The following is a 14,915-nucleotide window of genomic DNA, read 5'->3' on the forward strand; positions in this document are numbered from 1 at the left end:
CGTCTTAAAACGCGACGGAGTGTTTTTCCCTAAGGTATCTCTCTTTTTCCTTCCTCATACGTGCAAGTTACGCGCGCGGATGAGTTTTGGCATAAATATCTTTGATTCGGGTACGTGTCACATGCGTGTAGATCTGCGTTGTGGAAATGTCTGCATGACCGAGCATTTCCTGAACAGAGCGCAGATCAGCCCCGTTCTCCAGCAAATGAGTGGCGAACGAGTGGCGCAAGGTATGCGGCGTAATCTCGGCTCGGATATTGGCTTTTTGCGCATAGCGCTTGATGATCTTCCAAAATCCTTGTCTCGTGATCTGTTTTCCCAAGTGATTCAGAAACAGGGCTGTATCTCCTGTTCCTTTTACCAGCTTGGGCCTGCCTGCGGACAAGTAATGCCGAACCATCTGGACAGCGACAGAGCCTAATGGAATAATCCGTTCCTTCGAGCCTTTCCCCATGCACTTCACAAATCCCATATCGAGATTTACATCAGCTGCATCAAGGTTAACCAGCTCAGAGACCCGAATCCCTGTAGCATACAAAAGCTCCAGCATGGCCTTGTCGCGCAACCCGGCCGGATGATGCACAGGGGGACTTTCCAGCAACCGCTCCACTTCTTCAATCGATAGCACCTTCGGCAGCCGCTTCTCAATCTTCGGGGTTTCCAAATGGATAGATGGGTCCTTGTCTATGTATTTGTCCCGAACGAGAAACTGATAAAAAGCACGTATGGAAGCCATGTTCCTCGAGAGTGTCGCTGTCGCTCTGCCCTTTTCCCGCAGCACCAGCAGGTAGCCAATGATTTGCGTTCTCGTGGAATCTTCTATGCGCGTGATGCCTTGGTCCTGCAAATACGTAGTATAGGCTACCATATCCCGCTGGTACGATTCCAGGGTGTTGCGCGATAGCCCTTTCTCTACAGCCAGGAAATGGATAAATTGATCAATCAGACTGTCCATGAAGCTGTCCCCTTCAGGTGATAAGTATCCTGTATTGCTTTCCACACCAATGAAGAATCTCCTGCTTTTTTCACAAAAAAATGCGCAGGTGCCCTTCGCTCTATGCTACTCGCCCGTCTCATAAAAAAGCTGCAATCGTGAAAAATATCCTTCCAAGTCCTGTGTCTCTGGAGAGTTCAATAGCTTTACCACTTTTACCGCATTGCCATGTGGTTCCTCATACGGATTGGCCGGCATCAGCTTGTCGGTCAAAATCGTGATGATTCCGTAAGACAGTAAGGTACACGTAACGAAGAGCAGCAAAAAACGCAGCGCTTCCATCACGCGTCGATACGGAATCCGCATGTTCTCTCCCTCCTATGCTTTTTCACCATTATATGCACTTGTCCACACCTGCATGCGCTGCTATAGCGGCATGTCAGACAAGACATCATCAAGCGGTGTGTATGGCAGCTGCAAGGATTTGGCTACGGCTTCATACACGATGTGTCCGTTAATGACGTTTACTCCGCGTGCTAATGCACGATGCTGGGAGATGGCAGCGCGATAGCCTTTATTGGCAAGCAACAGACCGTATGGCAACGTCACATTGGACAGCGCAATCGTCGAGGTGCGAGGTACTGCGCCTGGCATATTGGCTACCGAATAGTGGACCACGCCATGCTTGACATAGGTCGGATCGCTATGGGTCGAGATGCGGTCGACAGTCTCGATCGAGCCCCCTTGATCAATGGCTACATCTACAATCACCGAACCTGGCGACATCGATTTGACCATCTCTTCCGTCACCAATCTCGGCGCACGCGCTCCTGGTATCAAAACCGCGCCAATCAAGAGGTCGGCATGTTTGACAGCTTCTGCCAGATTGTAGTGGTTGGACATCAGTGTATGGAGCCTGCCTTGGAACGTGTCGTCCAGCTCCCTGAGCCGATTGGCATTGATATCCAGAATGGTTACGTCTGCACCCAAGCCGATCGCCATTTTCGCTGCGTTGGTACCGACGATCCCGCCACCCACAATAACCACTTTCCCTGGAGGTACTCCGGGTACGCCTCCGAGTAAGATTCCTTTTCCTCCATGCGGCTTCTCCAAAAATTGCGCGCCAATCTGGACTGACATCCTGCCTGCGACTTCGCTCATCGGCATGAGCAGAGGAAGCGCGCGATCGTCCGTTTGAATCGTCTCGTAAGCGATGGCCACTACCTTTTTGTCCATGAGCTGTTTGGTCAGCTCTTTTTCCGGCGCCAGATGCAAGTACGTAAACAGAATCTGGTTTTCCCGAAAGGATGGATATTCGTCTGGCAAGGGCTCTTTTACCTTGCAGATCATGTCTGCTTGACTCCACACATCTGCTGCTTTCTCAAATATTTCGGCGCCCGCTGCCAGGTAGTCCTCATCCCCAAAGCCCGAGCCCATGCCCGCATGCATTTCCACGAGGACACGATGCCCTGCCTGTTTATACGAGCTCACCCCAGCCGGAGTCAGCCCTACACGATTCTCGTTGTTTTTTATTTCTTTGGGTACTCCAATAATCATCGGCATATCGCCTCCAGTCTCTCTTATTACCTTTGTATGATGCCACGCGGGAACGATGACCATTACATGCAAGAGAAATCGGCGAGATTTGAAAAATTATCCTGTACGCAAAAGAAAAGAAAAAACTTCTCCGTTCCCAGAGAAGTTTTCTTTATTTGAAGTCTTCCACATTTACTTTATCAATGCAGCGACTGCAGATTCCGTAAAAGGTCAAGCGGTGATCGGTAATGTAAAAGTTGTAAACATTCTTGACTTTTTCCTCTGCTGTGACAAGCAAGTCTTCAAATATTTCATCGACAGAGCCGCAGTTCAGGCATATCAAGTGGTGGTGGTGATAGGCTGCGTTGTCATCACGCAGGTCGTACCGAGCTACGCCATCGCCGAAGTTCATTTTGTGCAGGATCTTCAGTTCACTCAATAGCTCCAAGGTCCGATAGACGGTTGCAAGTCCGATTTCCGGCGCTTTATCCTTCACCAACAGGTAGACATCCTCCGCGCTCAGATGGTCTTCTTCATTTTCCAACAGGACGCGAACAGTGGCTTCACGCTGTGGTGTCAACTTGTAGTTTTGTGAATGCAATTGCTGCTTAATTTTCTCTAACTTTTCTTCCAACATTAATGCCCCTCCCCGCTCGCATGAAACCTGTTCCTATTATAGTAGAGGGTACTTGAATAAGTCAAATGCAGAAGTTCTTACATGATAATTATTCTTAATTAAGGACAATCTGCATCAGCCTCGGTGATACGAACGTCTCGAACAGCGCTGCCATCGTCAACACGGCCAGCATGCAAACCACAAGCACGGTATAGCCGACAAAATGAGGCATGATGACATCTCGCTTGCTGACCAATCTCGTTTTGATCAAACGGAGTGAAAAAGAAATGCCACTCACCCCTACGATAAAAAGGGCAGGAACAACCAGTAGATTTTGCGGCAGCACTCCCAGCAAAGCAAAAGTGACCCCGTGCCATTGCAGCTGGTTGACCAGAAACCCGACAGTGAAACCGACGACAACTCCTTTTAAAAAGAGCATAAGGAGGATCATAGGGAGTCCAATAATCGAAAGTCCCAGCACCCACATGATCCCGATGGTTTTCGCATAGTGTCCAAACGCTTCTTGAAAATGAGTCGTCGTCTCGGGAATTCCTTGGGTGGATAAGCTGTTGAAGAAATATTGAAGGAACCCGTTCAGCTCCTGCTTTTGCGATAACGGCAAGGAATTGACCAGCACGGCTCCAAAAATGATGCCCATGGTAAACAAGACAATCGTGAACCAATAGAGCGACTGATGATCTCTTGCATACGCCTGGATAGTTTGTCCGACTCGTGAACGCACATTAAGTCGCCTCCCGCTTCACTGATTACTGTAAAGCTTATGCGGACAAACCTGACGCTATGCCTGCTCAGTCTTCAACAATCCGCCCGTAGGTTCCTGCCCCACCCGCTTGAACCGACAGCCTTCCGCCTCTGGCCTTGTCAATCCAATCCGCAATTTTTTCGCCTGCCACCGCAGCTAGCTCATTTCGACTTACGCGATGGAGGACATTCATTTGCGTTCCAAAGGCGTCGTACAGCTTTTGTAAAAGCTTCGGCCCGACTCCCGGGATGAATTCAAGCGGAACCTGTTCTACGTAAGGTGGACGATGGGCCGGATGAGTGCCCAGCGGAACATCAGCCAGCTCTTCAATCCGTGCTGCTACTCCACGAACAATCTGCTTGTGACCGCACTCGGGGCATCTGCCCAAAGCATCTGCCGGCAACAGAGATTGGCAGCTGTGGCAGGCTGTCTGATGATACTTTCCTAGCTGCGGCTGCAAACCGTAATTGACGCTTACTCCTCTGCCGTTTTCCCTTCGAATGGCTTTTTCCCATTCCTTATAGGAGCGCTCCTTCATACGAATCGACTGGTACTCTCGCCCGATTTTTCCTAGCGAATGGGCGTCTGAATTGGTGAGAAACGTCTTGTTTGCCAGCTCTGACAACTGATCAGCCATTTGCGTGTTGGCACTAAGGCCCAGCTCAACTGCCCATATTTTCGCGGAATCTAGCACTTCTGCCATGGAATCGGTGCAGCTCCCATAGAGTCCTTTATGCGGTGTGAAAATATGAGCGGGTATGACGAGGCCCCCTGCCTGCTCCACATAGGACTGCAGCTCGTTCAAGCTGGTTCGTATCCGCTGGGAGCTCAGCGTGACATTTTTGCAGCGGGCTGCCAGCCACCCAGTGAACGACTGCATTTCTCGCAAATCGGGCATGTACACGAGGAAATGGGCTTCGCCGCGCGCTTCTTCCTTGATCTCAACCTCGCAGCCGAGGATGAGCATCGTTTCCTTGTAAAGAATCCCTCCATCGCGATGCTCCAGCGCCGCCCCGCTTTTGATCAGATCGATCAATTCCTCTTGCACCTCAGGAGAATGGGCATCGATGATTCCTATGACATCCATGCCTTTTCGCTCAGATGCCTCCTCCAATATGCTGGTCAGCGTCATCTGGCGCGATGCCGTAATCTTGACCGGCTTCCCACTCCTCGTGCCTCCGATATGAATGTGCATGTCACAGAAGTATTCGGTCATGTCGTTATTAGCCACGGGAACGCAGCACCCTGTTTTCCCATGCAAATAATGCTACCACCGTCTTTGCGTCGCGGATTTCTCCCGTACGGTGCAGCTCGTGCGCTTCTTCCAGCGACAGCTCAAGAGCATCGACGAACTCGTCTTCGTCCGGTCTGCTCTCCCCTTTTGTCAAACCAGTCGCGATGTACACATGCAAAAGCTCATCTGCAAAACCTGGCGAGGTATAAAACGAGCTAAGCAGCTCCATTTTTTCTGCCCTATAGCCTGTTTCTTCTTCCAATTCCCGGATTGCGCAGTTGAGCGGTTCTTCGCCTGGCTCCAGCTTCCCTGCCGGAATTTCCACGATTGTTTGTTCCAAAGGCTTGCGAAACTGCCGAACAGCTACCATTTTCCCGTCATCTGTCAATGGCAGCACCGCCACAGCCCCCTGATGGTTCACAATTTCCCGCTTGGCTGTCTTGCCGTTTGGAAGCTGAACCTCATCGACCTTTACTTTGATTATTCGTCCATCGTAAATGGGCTGACTGGAAATCGTTTTTTCGTAGAGATGCTCATGCTTGTTCAAGAGAAATCCTCCCTTTGTCTTTTTCTTCGTTCTAAATGCTCGAGATCCACCATAAGTTGGGAGCATAAAGCTTGTCCACATTCATTGTAGCGGAGGAGATCAGTGATGAAAACCTATGTGAGTGAAAAGCAGTTGCGCCTGGTAGGAAAAGCTTGGGAAATCAAGGCTGCGCTTCGGTCCTGGTCGAAAAAAGATCTAACGCTGCAAGCGTATCTGGAGCGCCGAAGCAATGCGGGTCGTCGCTAAAGGCTTTCGCCAGCCCCTCACGCCAGCTGCACAATAAATCAACAGCAAGAACGGCAGTCTGAAAAGGTACAGGGTCTTCCATCCAGGTTCTGCCCATCGTCGTAAAGGACAAGCCGTACGCTTGCTCCAGCGACGAAAGCCTATGCTCATCCGGTACCTTTCCCCATACTAGGCGGTGCTTATCCAGCTTCTTCAGCGTAGCTGCTTGCAGTTCGAGAAGGCTATCGCGATGATCGCCTATTAGCGGCATGGTCAGCACGACTGGACGCAGGGCATAACGCTGCAAAATCGTTTGTGTATGATGGCTGATGCCATAATGACGCTGACGAGAATCTGCAAAGCTGATGCGCGGAATCATTAACGGAAATCCACCGAGGATGGAAACCGCATGAATCACTTCCGCCAATTGAATACCTGAAAAGGCATAGGATGTGCCCGTTCCTGCCACGCCAGGACCAAGTGTGCAAATGATGAGATCTGCTTTTTCCACGTGCCGTGCAGCCAAAAGCCCGCTGTGGATGGTGACCGCCTCGTGATCGCCCCCCCAAGCGTGTCCGGTCGAAATCGTCGCATCCAGAAATCCCTGTCTCTTTAACTGATGGACGTGCCGGCTGAGCGCCATCGGCAAGGAAGCGCCATCTGGCATGACATAGACAATTTTCGATTCCGGATTTTTTTGTTTCCATGCGATCACCGAAGCAGGGAGCAGGCTATGCAGCTCTGTGATCAAAACCGGTGTCCCTTCTAAAGACAGATCTTCCCTAAGAAACAGGTCGTGATGAGGACTAGCTTGCTCTTCTACGGAATCGACTGCCAGCTGCCAAGGGGAATAGCGCATTTTCATGATATGGCCCCATTGCGTGGGAGCTAGATCGCATTCGTTCATGCGGTCTGCTTTGCCCACAACCACATGATAGCCCCCCGTCCCAAGCTTTAAATGGACGGCCGTCGTATTGACAATGACTTTGTCTCCTGGCACATACTCTTCCTGGGCAAAGGACATCGCTTCCTCATGCAGCCCCGTTTCTGCCATCCAAAGCCCAATCAACTGAAAACCTGGTCGCTCCTCGATCACGCGCACAACTGTCCCCAAAGCCAGACGAAGCACGACATCCCCTCCCTTCCCGCTCTCTCCCCTATTGTATGATGAGTTGGGCTTGACCCAATCATTAATCGAAAAAAAGCCGGGACACCCAAAGGGAATCCCGACTTGTCATTTTATCCATTCTATTCTTGTACCGCTTCGATAACAGCGAGTACGAGCTCAGCAGCCTTATTCAGCTCGGCAATTGGCATCCGTTCGTTTTTCGTATGAATTTCTTCATAGCCAATCGCAAAGTTCACGCTAGGGATATTGTAGCCATTAAATACGTTACCGTCGCTGCCCCCGCCACTTGCTACCAGCTCAGGGTTGCGGTCCACACGTTTTACGGCGTTAATCGCTTTTTGAACGACAGGCGTATCTTCATTGAATTTGTAGCCGTGGTACATGAAGATGACATCGTTCTCAACAGTTGCGCCCATTTCGGCAGCCGCTTCTTCAAACGCAGTCGTCATTTTCTTCACTTGCGCTTCCAGCTTGTCCATTACCAAGCTGCGAGCTTCCGACCAAACTTCTACGTAATCCGTAACGATATTGTATGCTTTTCCGCCTTCAAAACGGCCGATATTTGCAGTTGTATCCGCATCGATACGTCCAAGCGGCATACGGGAGATCGCTTTGCTTGCGACAGAGATCGCACTGATTCCGTCTTCTGGGTTCACGCCTGCATGCGCTGCTTTCCCATGAATTTTAGTCACGATGCGGTACTGTCCAGCACCCGCAACCGTAATTTTACCTACAGGACCTTCCGAGTCGAGGATAAAGCCCATTTCCGCCTTCAGCAGGCTGGAATCCATAGCACGGGAGCCCACCAACCCGGATTCTTCGCCGACAGTCAGGACGACCTGAATCGTAGGATGAGAAAGGTTTTGCTCTTTCAAGGTGCGAATGCCTTCGAAGATCGCAGCGATTCCTGCTTTATCGTCTGCACCGAGGATTGTGGTGCCATCCGAGTAAACATAACCATCGCGGACTTGCGGCTTGATACCGTTTCCAGGAACTACCGTATCCATATGGCTGCTAAACAAGATTGTCGGACCGTTTCCAGTGCCTTCCAGAGTAGCAATCAGGTTGTTTCCACCGTGGCCGGTTTTCGCAGCTGCATCATCCTCTTGAACAGTAAAGCCCATGCCGATCAGTTTTTCTTTCAACACCTTGTTCACTTGTGCTTCATTTTTTGTTTCACTGTCGATTTGTACGAGCTCCAAAAACTCGTTTAGCAAACGCTCTTGGTTGATCACTGTTGTAACCTCCTACATCACTGTCCGATTTTGGTACATATTCTCAAGTTCCAGTATACCGCAAAAAATTTTTTTCTACCATGAAAACGTCGCAATCTTTCAAGTACGAGGCTGGCTCTTTAATGCACAGCATCCTTCGGGTATTGGCAAAGCTCATACAAAACGCCCTGTGCCGCTTTCGGGTGCAAAAATCCAATTTGCGCCTGGTGAGCCCCTTCTTTAGGTTTCTCGTGGATCAAAGGTACACCATTTTCTTTTAAAGTCACAAGACGCCTCTCAACGTCGTCAACATCCAGGGCGATATGATGGATCCCTTCTCCCCGTTTTTCAATGAATTTCGCAATGGGGCTCTCCTCTGAAAGCGGTTCCAATAGCTCGATACGACTTTCCCCAATTTCCAAAAAGGCGACTCGTACCTGCTCGCTCGCCACTTCTTCTTTCCCGAGCAGCTTTAAACCCAACTGCTCCGTATAAAAGGGAAGAACATGATCCAGACTTTTCACAGCAATTCCGATATGGGCTATCTTGTTCGGTGCTTTCACTGCACTCATCCTTTTCTATGGAATCAGGTTTCCCAATCAGTCCGGTGCTCATCACGATGTCCTTCCAGTGGACAACGGTTGTTGCTACACCTTGTTTGATTCGGTAAAATGAAAGGAGCTTGTACTGTTTTCCTCATCATTTTAGCACACCTTTTCGGGCCTAGAGCCGTCATTTTCCCCAAATACCGTATTTTTCCCTGATAGAAAGGAGGATCACTGAGATGAAGCAATCCTTGATCGCCAAAATTTTGATTGGCATTCTTGTTCTCTCCCTGATTGTTCCGACGTTTTTCTATTTTCAATAACCAGCAAATAGGAACACATGATCAAAACCCCCTTCCGACTTGGCAAGGGGGTTTTGATTTAGAGAAGCTGCTTATTCTTAACGGTAAACGTATACGCTGGATGTTTTCGCATCCCAGCCTACTTTGTAGCCGAGATTATCCGTTACGAAACGAACAGGGATCATCGGCATACCTTCCTTCAGTACAACTGGAGCTGGCAGCGTCACTTCTGTATTGCCTACGCGCGCTTTGTTGGAACCAACGGAGAATTTCAACACCTTTGTACCGCTGATAATCGCAACAGTTTGGTTGTTCCACTGCGTAGTCAAAGCTAGAGCTTCTTTAAAGAACTGGGCTGGAACCATCGTCGTATTTCCTCCAGCCAAATATGGCGCTTGAGAAAGAGGATACGATTTTCCATGCAGAGTAAACGTTTTTGCATTTACCTTAAACAGCGCTGCATTGGAAGGCACCGTTACAGCTGGCTGCGCTGGAGTCGGTGTTGTTGGAGCTGGTGTTGTTGGTTTTGGAGCCGTAGGCTGTGCAGGTTGTACCGGTGCTGGCATTCCTACGCCAACCGCGCGAGCAAATTGCAGACCTTTTTCTTCGGAAGTAAACACGCTGATGCTGTACGCGTTTTTCACAGCTGGGTTCACAATGTTCGCTGCAGCTGTGATCGATACAGTCGCCGCTGTTGCAGCCGGGATATCCTGGGACGGGTACACCAGAACGTTTTGACCGCGAACCGCTACATAGTTCGCTGCAACGCCGTTTACCGTGATGTTCGCTGGAGCGATGTAAGCCGGTACTTTGTAGCCTGCCGGGAAGACGAGCTCGATGAAGTCACGTTGTTTTGCCAGACCGACACCAAGTCCCTTGATCGCCACATTCACACCTGTTGCCTGATTCAGCGCAGTCGTCGTCAGCGTGATGGTCGCTGTGCTGTTATTGACAGGAGTCGTCGGAGCTGTCGGCGACGTTGGTGTAGTAGGGTTTGTTGGCGTTGTCGGATTTACGGTAGAGCCACCGATCGTGAACGCTTTGGAAATAATCGTTTTTCCTGCAGCTGTCGCTTTCAGTGTATAGGAGCCAGCTGTTTTTGGATTGGTAATCCAAGCTGTATACGAAACAACGACCTTGACGTTACTGTCCGCGCTGAAGCTGGTTGGAGTCGTGATGTATACTTTGTTGCCGATTGCCCCCACTTTTTTCGGTTCTTTCCCATTCACACTGAAATCGGAGGTACTCAAAATCATCGGCACCATTTCTGCGGAAGGGAATTCGATGATCAGGTCAGAATCTGCCTTCAGGTCTTTACCAAAGTCAGCTTCGAAAATATAGCTGGAGCGAGCGCCTGCAGCCGGATCAGACAGATTTACCGTGTAGTTGCCGGAAACGGCGCTGCTGGAACCCGATTTGGTGATGTCAACGGATTCGGACTCGTATGTAGTTCCATCATACTTGACTGTAAAAGTGTAATCGTCAGCTGTATCCGGGTTCGAGATGCCTGCCGCTTTCAAGAATTCCAGGTTGATGTAGTCATCGCCGTCTGCACCACTCGGTACGTCGATCGAGACTTCATCGCCATCAACGTCTACCGCTTTTGCTGCATATCCATTCACCTTTACATCGCTTTTGGAAATGCTGCTTGGAAGCATGTCTTCATCTGGGAAAATAACCGTGATGGTTTCGCCGGTCTCCAGCTCATCGCTGCCGTCGAGGTCAAAATCCCCAAGCTCGAGCGAAACTTTTTCGCCAGCTACTGTACTGCTCAGGTCTACATTGAACTCATCGTCGGAGCTGCTGCTGCCGCCGTCTTCGATGTCAATTTCATCGTACTTATAGGTGGTTTCATTCGTCGTTTTCACGCCGATCTCATAGGTATCTTCATCATCTGGATTGACGACATCCGAAATGGTAAAGGAGAGATCTTCATCATCGTCGATATCTTCATCGACAGTGATCTCAACGACATTGCCGCTGGTTACTTTTACACCATCAATATCAAAATCGGCGTCGATGGAATCTTCATCAACGTCATCCAAGTCAAAATCTTTATCAAACTTGACGTAAATTTTATCACCAGAATCAATAAAATCTCCAGTGGTAAATTCAATATCGTAGTCAGTCGTTTCACCAGCTTCTTCATCATCAGCTGTAATCGACACACCTGTTAATGCATGTGCCTGCTGCGGCACTGCAACCAAAGGGGTAGCTGCCAGTGCAGATGCGAGTACGATCGGCAGTGCTTTTTTACTCTTCTCCATGTTTTTCCTCCCATATTTGCCCAAAATCAGGAAATGTTTCTCTAGCAGATCGCTATCAGTTTACCATAAATGCTTATCCGAGGAAATCTATTCTCCGGAAAATGATAGACTCCTTGCTTACATTTGCTAAGACGCAAGGGTTCGGTAAAAAGTTACATCCGTTTGCGGCTGCAGGCCAACTTTATTTTTCTGCCTGAAAAGCCGGGCAGAGAAAAACCAGACCTGTGAAAGCGTCTGGCCTTTTCCTTAGTACAGTTTTGTATCCGGTCCGATGCTTTCGAGCTTTTGCTTGACGCTTTGCAGGAAGCGTCCGCAAATCAGGCCGTCGAGCACGCGGTGGTCAAGCGACATGCACAGATTGACCATCGAGCGGATGGCAATCATGTCGTTGATGACAACCGGGCGTTTCACAATAGACTCCACACTGAGAATGGCGGCTTGCGGCGAGTTGATGATCGGCTGAGACTGGATGGAGCCGAATGAGCCGGTGTTGTTGACCGTGAAGGTGCCACCTGTCATATCGTCCATGGTCAGCTTGCCTGCGCGAGTCCTTGCTGCCAGGTCATCGACTGCTTTCGCAATTCCCAAAATGGACTTCTGATCCGCATCCTTGATGACCGGAACGTACAGCGCGTCATCTGTTGATACGGCAATGGAAATGTTGATGTTTTTCTTCACGATGATTTTATCCCCTGCCCAGGTAGAGTTGATCATCGGGTATTCTTTCAGCGCTTCAACGACTGCCTTGATAAAGAACGGCAGGAACGTGAGGTTGATACCTTCTTTGCGAGTGAACTCCCCTTTTGCTTGATTGCGGAAGTTTACGAGGTTGGTAACGTCCACTTCAACCATCGTCCAGGCATGTGGTGCCTCGTGCTTGCTTTGCACCATGCGGTTCGCAATCGTACGACGGATCGAGGATACTGGAATGACCTGATCCCCACTCGCTACCGGAATTTCAGCCGGTGCCAAAGTATGTGCGACAGGAGCACTAGCTGCTGCAGGGGCTGCTGTCGGTGCAGGTGTTGATGGCGTTTGTGCAACCACCGGCTCTTGTGCGACTTCTGCCGGCTTTTGACCACCTGCATCGATAATAGCCTGCACGTCTTTTCTCGTCACCCGTCCACCTGCACCCGTGCCTACTACGCGGGAGAGATCGATTCCATGCTCCTGGGACAATACCATGACTGCCGGAGAGTAGCGCTGTTTGCCAGCTTCTCGAACTGGCGCTGCCGCATTTTGGGCTACCGCTGGTTTTGGATCAGCTTGCTGCGTGACAGCCACTGCTGCCACTGGTGCGGCAGGAGCTGCGGAGGCTGCAGGAGCTGCTTGCGTCTCTCCTGCTTCCCCGCTTTCTTCTATATAAAGAATGAGGGTGCCGATCGCGACGGTTTCCCCTTCTGGTACCACAATCTCGGTTACGCGGCCAGACACCGTGGATGGGACTTCCGCATTTACTTTATCTGTTGTGACTTCTGCCAGAGAATCGTACTTTTTCACCGTGTCGCCCACTTTGACGAGCCATTTGCTGATGGTGCCCTCGGTCACGCTCTCTCCGAGCTGGGGCATAAGTACTTTCGTTGCCATGATCCTAGGTCCTCCTCGTCTTAATAGTTGGCCAGCTCCCGCATCGCTTCCAATACTTTATCCGGGTTGAGCATAAAGAACTTTTCCATCGGCGGGCTGTACGGCATAGCCGGTACATCAGGACCACACAGACGTTTAATCGGAGCATCGAGATCAAACAGGCACTGCTCGGCAATGATGGCTGCTACTTCGCCGCCAACGCCGCCTTCTTTGTTGTCCTCATGCACGATCAGAACTTTCCCCGTTTTCGACGCCGCTTCTGCAATCGCCTCTTTGTCCAGCGGGTAGAGCGTCCGCAAATCGAGCACGTGGGCACTGATCCCTTCCTGCGCGAGCTTTTCCGCTGCCTGCAGGCAGAAATGCAAGGCCAGACCGTAGGAAATAACGGTAATGTCACTTCCTTCTCGCTTGACATCTGCCTTGCCGATCGGCAGAACGTAATCGTGATCAGGCACTTCGCCTTTGATCAAGCGATAGCAGCGCTTGTGTTCAAAGAACAATACCGGATCTTCATCGCGGATCGCTGCCTTGAGCAAGCCTTTTGCATCATACGGCGTAGAAGGCGCTACTACCTTCAGACCTGGAATATTCGTAAACATCGCTTCTACCGATTGCGAGTGGTAGAGGGCACCGTGTACGCCGCCACCAAATGGAGCGCGAATCGTGATCGGGCAATTCCAGTCGTTGTTGGAGCGGTAACGCATTTTCGCCGCTTCACTGACGATCTGGTTGACAGCCGGCATGATAAAATCAGCAAACTGGATTTCAGCGATGGGGCGCATGCCATAAGCCGCCGCACCGATCCCCACACCGACGATGGCAGACTCCGCCAGTGGTGTGTCAATCACGCGCTCTTCGCCAAACTCTTCAATCAAACCAACGGTTGCACGAAAAACACCGCCGCGGACGCCGACGTCTTCCCCGAGGACAAATACATTGGGATCGCGACGCATTTCTTCACGCATCGCCATCGTAATCGCATCAATAAATGAGATGACCGCCATCTGGATTCCCCCTTATTCCCCGTATACGTGTGTCAGAGTCGATTCTGGTGTAGGATACGGCGCATTTTCCGCATATTCCGTCGCCTCATCCACTTCCAGCTGTACGCGAGCGAGCATATCTGCTTCCGTATTTTCATCCAGCAAGCCAATCTCTCTCAGATACGCAGCAAAGACAATCAACGGATCCTTTTTCTTCGCTTCCTCTACTTCTTCACGCGTACGGTATACACGGTCGTCGTCATCGCTGGAGTGCGGAACCAGACGATACATGACCGCTTCGATCAACGTGGGCCCTTCGCCGCGACGCGCACGTTCTACCGCTTCTTTCGTTACGCGGTAGACTTCGATCGGGTCATTTCCATCTACACTGATTCCAGGGAAGCCGTAACCGATTGCGCGGTCTGCTACACTTTCACATGCCAGCTGCTTTTTCAACGGCACGGAGATCGCGTATTTGTTATTTTCACAGAAAAAGATTACCGGCAGCTTGTGCACGCCTGCGAAGTTCGCCCCTTCGTGGAAATCCCCCTGGTTGCTGGAGCCTTCCCCGAACGATGCGTACACGACGAAGTCTTTTTGCTGCATTCTCCCTGCCATCGCCATGCCTACTGCATGAGGTACCTGTGTCGTAACGGGACTCGAGCCAGACAGGATGTTGTATTTTTTCCCGCCAAAATGTCCAGGCATTTGGCGACCGCCGCTGTTCGGATCCTCTACTTTCGCGAAAGCAGACAGCATGCAGTCGCGAGCTGTTTGCCCGAATACTAGGACCAATCCCAGGTCACGATAATACGGACACAAGTAATCCTTGCCGGTTTCCATGGCAAAAGCAGCACCGACCTGTGCAGCCTCCTGACCTTGGCAGGAAATGACAAACGGTACTTTTCCCGCTCGATTCAACAGCCATTGGCGCTCGTCAATTTTACGAGCCAACAGCATGTAATAGTACATGTCAAGGACTTGTGCGTCCGTCAAACCTACTTGTTCATGTCGCTTCGTAGTCATCGCCTTT

Annotated in this window: 14 protein-coding genes and 1 pseudogene; 1 reads left to right on the forward strand and 14 read right to left on the reverse strand. The window is 50.5% G+C overall.

Going from position 1 to position 14,915, the window contains the following annotated elements:
* Positions 1-67: 67 nt before the first annotated feature.
* The 7 genes from xerD to EDM59_RS08265 all read right to left on the reverse strand — a co-directional run bounded on the left by xerD (position 68) and on the right by EDM59_RS08265 (position 5,630).
* Positions 68-955, reverse strand: a complete 888-nt coding sequence (gene xerD, locus EDM59_RS08235) for a site-specific tyrosine recombinase XerD (protein ID WP_092268218.1) — start codon at positions 953-955, stop codon at positions 68-70.
* A 105-nt stretch (positions 956-1,060) separates the two neighbouring features.
* Entirely contained in the window at positions 1,061-1,300 is a 240-nt protein-coding gene (locus EDM59_RS08240) for a YqzK family protein (protein WP_122923126.1), read from the reverse strand.
* Between the two features lie 60 nt (positions 1,301-1,360).
* Positions 1,361-2,491, reverse strand: a complete 1,131-nt coding sequence (gene ald, locus EDM59_RS08245) for an alanine dehydrogenase (RefSeq protein ID WP_122923127.1) — start codon at positions 2,489-2,491, stop codon at positions 1,361-1,363.
* 151 nt (positions 2,492-2,642) lie between these two features.
* On the reverse strand, positions 2,643-3,107 hold the full coding sequence (gene fur / locus EDM59_RS08250; protein WP_055743511.1) for a ferric iron uptake transcriptional regulator: 465 nt from the start codon (positions 3,105-3,107) through the stop codon (positions 2,643-2,645).
* Between the two features lie 94 nt (positions 3,108-3,201).
* Positions 3,202-3,828: a stage II sporulation protein M gene (gene spoIIM / locus EDM59_RS08255; RefSeq protein ID WP_122923128.1), complete on the reverse strand. Its 627-nt coding sequence runs from the start codon at positions 3,826-3,828 to the stop codon at positions 3,202-3,204.
* Positions 3,829-3,895: 67 nt separating this feature from the next.
* Positions 3,896-5,065, reverse strand: coding sequence for an endonuclease Q family protein (locus EDM59_RS08260; RefSeq protein ID WP_122923422.1), 1,170 nt, complete (start codon positions 5,063-5,065; stop codon positions 3,896-3,898).
* Between the two features lie 7 nt (positions 5,066-5,072).
* Complete coding sequence (locus EDM59_RS08265) at positions 5,073-5,630, reverse strand: NUDIX domain-containing protein (protein ID WP_122923129.1); 558 nt, start codon at positions 5,628-5,630, stop codon at positions 5,073-5,075.
* A gap of 105 nt (positions 5,631-5,735) precedes the next feature.
* Here EDM59_RS08265 and EDM59_RS31365 point away from each other — a divergent pair.
* A pseudogene (locus EDM59_RS31365) lies at positions 5,736-5,783 on the forward strand (hypothetical protein); the annotation flags it as partial.
* Between the two features lie 7 nt (positions 5,784-5,790).
* On the opposite strand, the gene EDM59_RS31370 reads toward EDM59_RS31365, so the two are convergent.
* From EDM59_RS31370 to EDM59_RS08305, 7 genes are all read right to left on the reverse strand, one after another.
* Complete coding sequence (locus tag EDM59_RS31370) at positions 5,791-6,984, reverse strand: DUF3866 family protein (protein ID WP_122923130.1); 1,194 nt, start codon at positions 6,982-6,984, stop codon at positions 5,791-5,793.
* Positions 6,985-7,103: 119 nt separating this feature from the next.
* Positions 7,104-8,219, reverse strand: a complete 1,116-nt coding sequence (locus EDM59_RS08280; protein WP_092268166.1) for a M20/M25/M40 family metallo-hydrolase — start codon at positions 8,217-8,219, stop codon at positions 7,104-7,106.
* A 119-nt stretch (positions 8,220-8,338) separates the two neighbouring features.
* The gene (gene mce / locus EDM59_RS08285) at positions 8,339-8,761 is read right to left on the reverse strand and encodes a methylmalonyl-CoA epimerase (protein ID WP_122923131.1); all 423 of its coding nucleotides are present in this window, start codon (positions 8,759-8,761) and stop codon (positions 8,339-8,341) included.
* 382 nt (positions 8,762-9,143) lie between these two features.
* On the reverse strand, positions 9,144-11,312 hold the full coding sequence (locus tag EDM59_RS08290; protein WP_122923132.1) for a copper amine oxidase N-terminal domain-containing protein: 2,169 nt from the start codon (positions 11,310-11,312) through the stop codon (positions 9,144-9,146).
* A 246-nt stretch (positions 11,313-11,558) separates the two neighbouring features.
* Positions 11,559-12,899, reverse strand: a complete 1,341-nt coding sequence (locus EDM59_RS08295; protein ID WP_122923133.1) for a dihydrolipoamide acetyltransferase family protein — start codon at positions 12,897-12,899, stop codon at positions 11,559-11,561.
* Positions 12,900-12,919: 20 nt separating this feature from the next.
* The gene (locus EDM59_RS08300; RefSeq protein ID WP_092268162.1) at positions 12,920-13,903 is read right to left on the reverse strand and encodes an alpha-ketoacid dehydrogenase subunit beta; all 984 of its coding nucleotides are present in this window, start codon (positions 13,901-13,903) and stop codon (positions 12,920-12,922) included.
* A gap of 12 nt (positions 13,904-13,915) precedes the next feature.
* A complete protein-coding gene (locus EDM59_RS08305; RefSeq protein ID WP_122923134.1) occupies positions 13,916-14,908 on the reverse strand; it encodes a thiamine pyrophosphate-dependent dehydrogenase E1 component subunit alpha in 993 nt (330 codons plus the stop codon).
* Between the last annotated feature and the right edge of the window lie 7 nt (positions 14,909-14,915).

Source organism: Brevibacillus nitrificans (assembly GCF_003710965.1).
GTDB lineage: Bacteria > Bacillota > Bacilli > Brevibacillales > Brevibacillaceae > Brevibacillus > Brevibacillus centrosporus.

Coding starts and splice junctions, on each gene's coding strand:
- fur (WP_055743511.1), bottom strand. CDS start 3,107: ATGTTGGAAGAAAAGTTAGAGAAAATTAAGCAGCAATTGCATTCACAA.
- EDM59_RS08240 (WP_122923126.1), bottom strand. CDS start 1,300: ATGCGGATTCCGTATCGACGCGTGATGGAAGCGCTGCGTTTTTTGCTG.
- EDM59_RS08290 (WP_122923132.1), bottom strand. CDS start 11,312: ATGGAGAAGAGTAAAAAAGCACTGCCGATCGTACTCGCATCTGCACTG.
- xerD (WP_092268218.1), bottom strand. CDS start 955: ATGGACAGTCTGATTGATCAATTTATCCATTTCCTGGCTGTAGAGAAA.
- ald (WP_122923127.1), bottom strand. CDS start 2,491: ATGATTATTGGAGTACCCAAAGAAATAAAAAACAACGAGAATCGTGTA.
- EDM59_RS08305 (WP_122923134.1), bottom strand. CDS start 14,908: ATGACTACGAAGCGACATGAACAAGTAGGTTTGACGGACGCACAAGTC.
- EDM59_RS08260 (WP_122923422.1), bottom strand. CDS start 5,065: ATGACCGAATACTTCTGTGACATGCACATTCATATCGGAGGCACGAGG.
- EDM59_RS08300 (WP_092268162.1), bottom strand. CDS start 13,903: ATGGCGGTCATCTCATTTATTGATGCGATTACGATGGCGATGCGTGAA.
- EDM59_RS08295 (WP_122923133.1), bottom strand. CDS start 12,899: ATGGCAACGAAAGTACTTATGCCCCAGCTCGGAGAGAGCGTGACCGAG.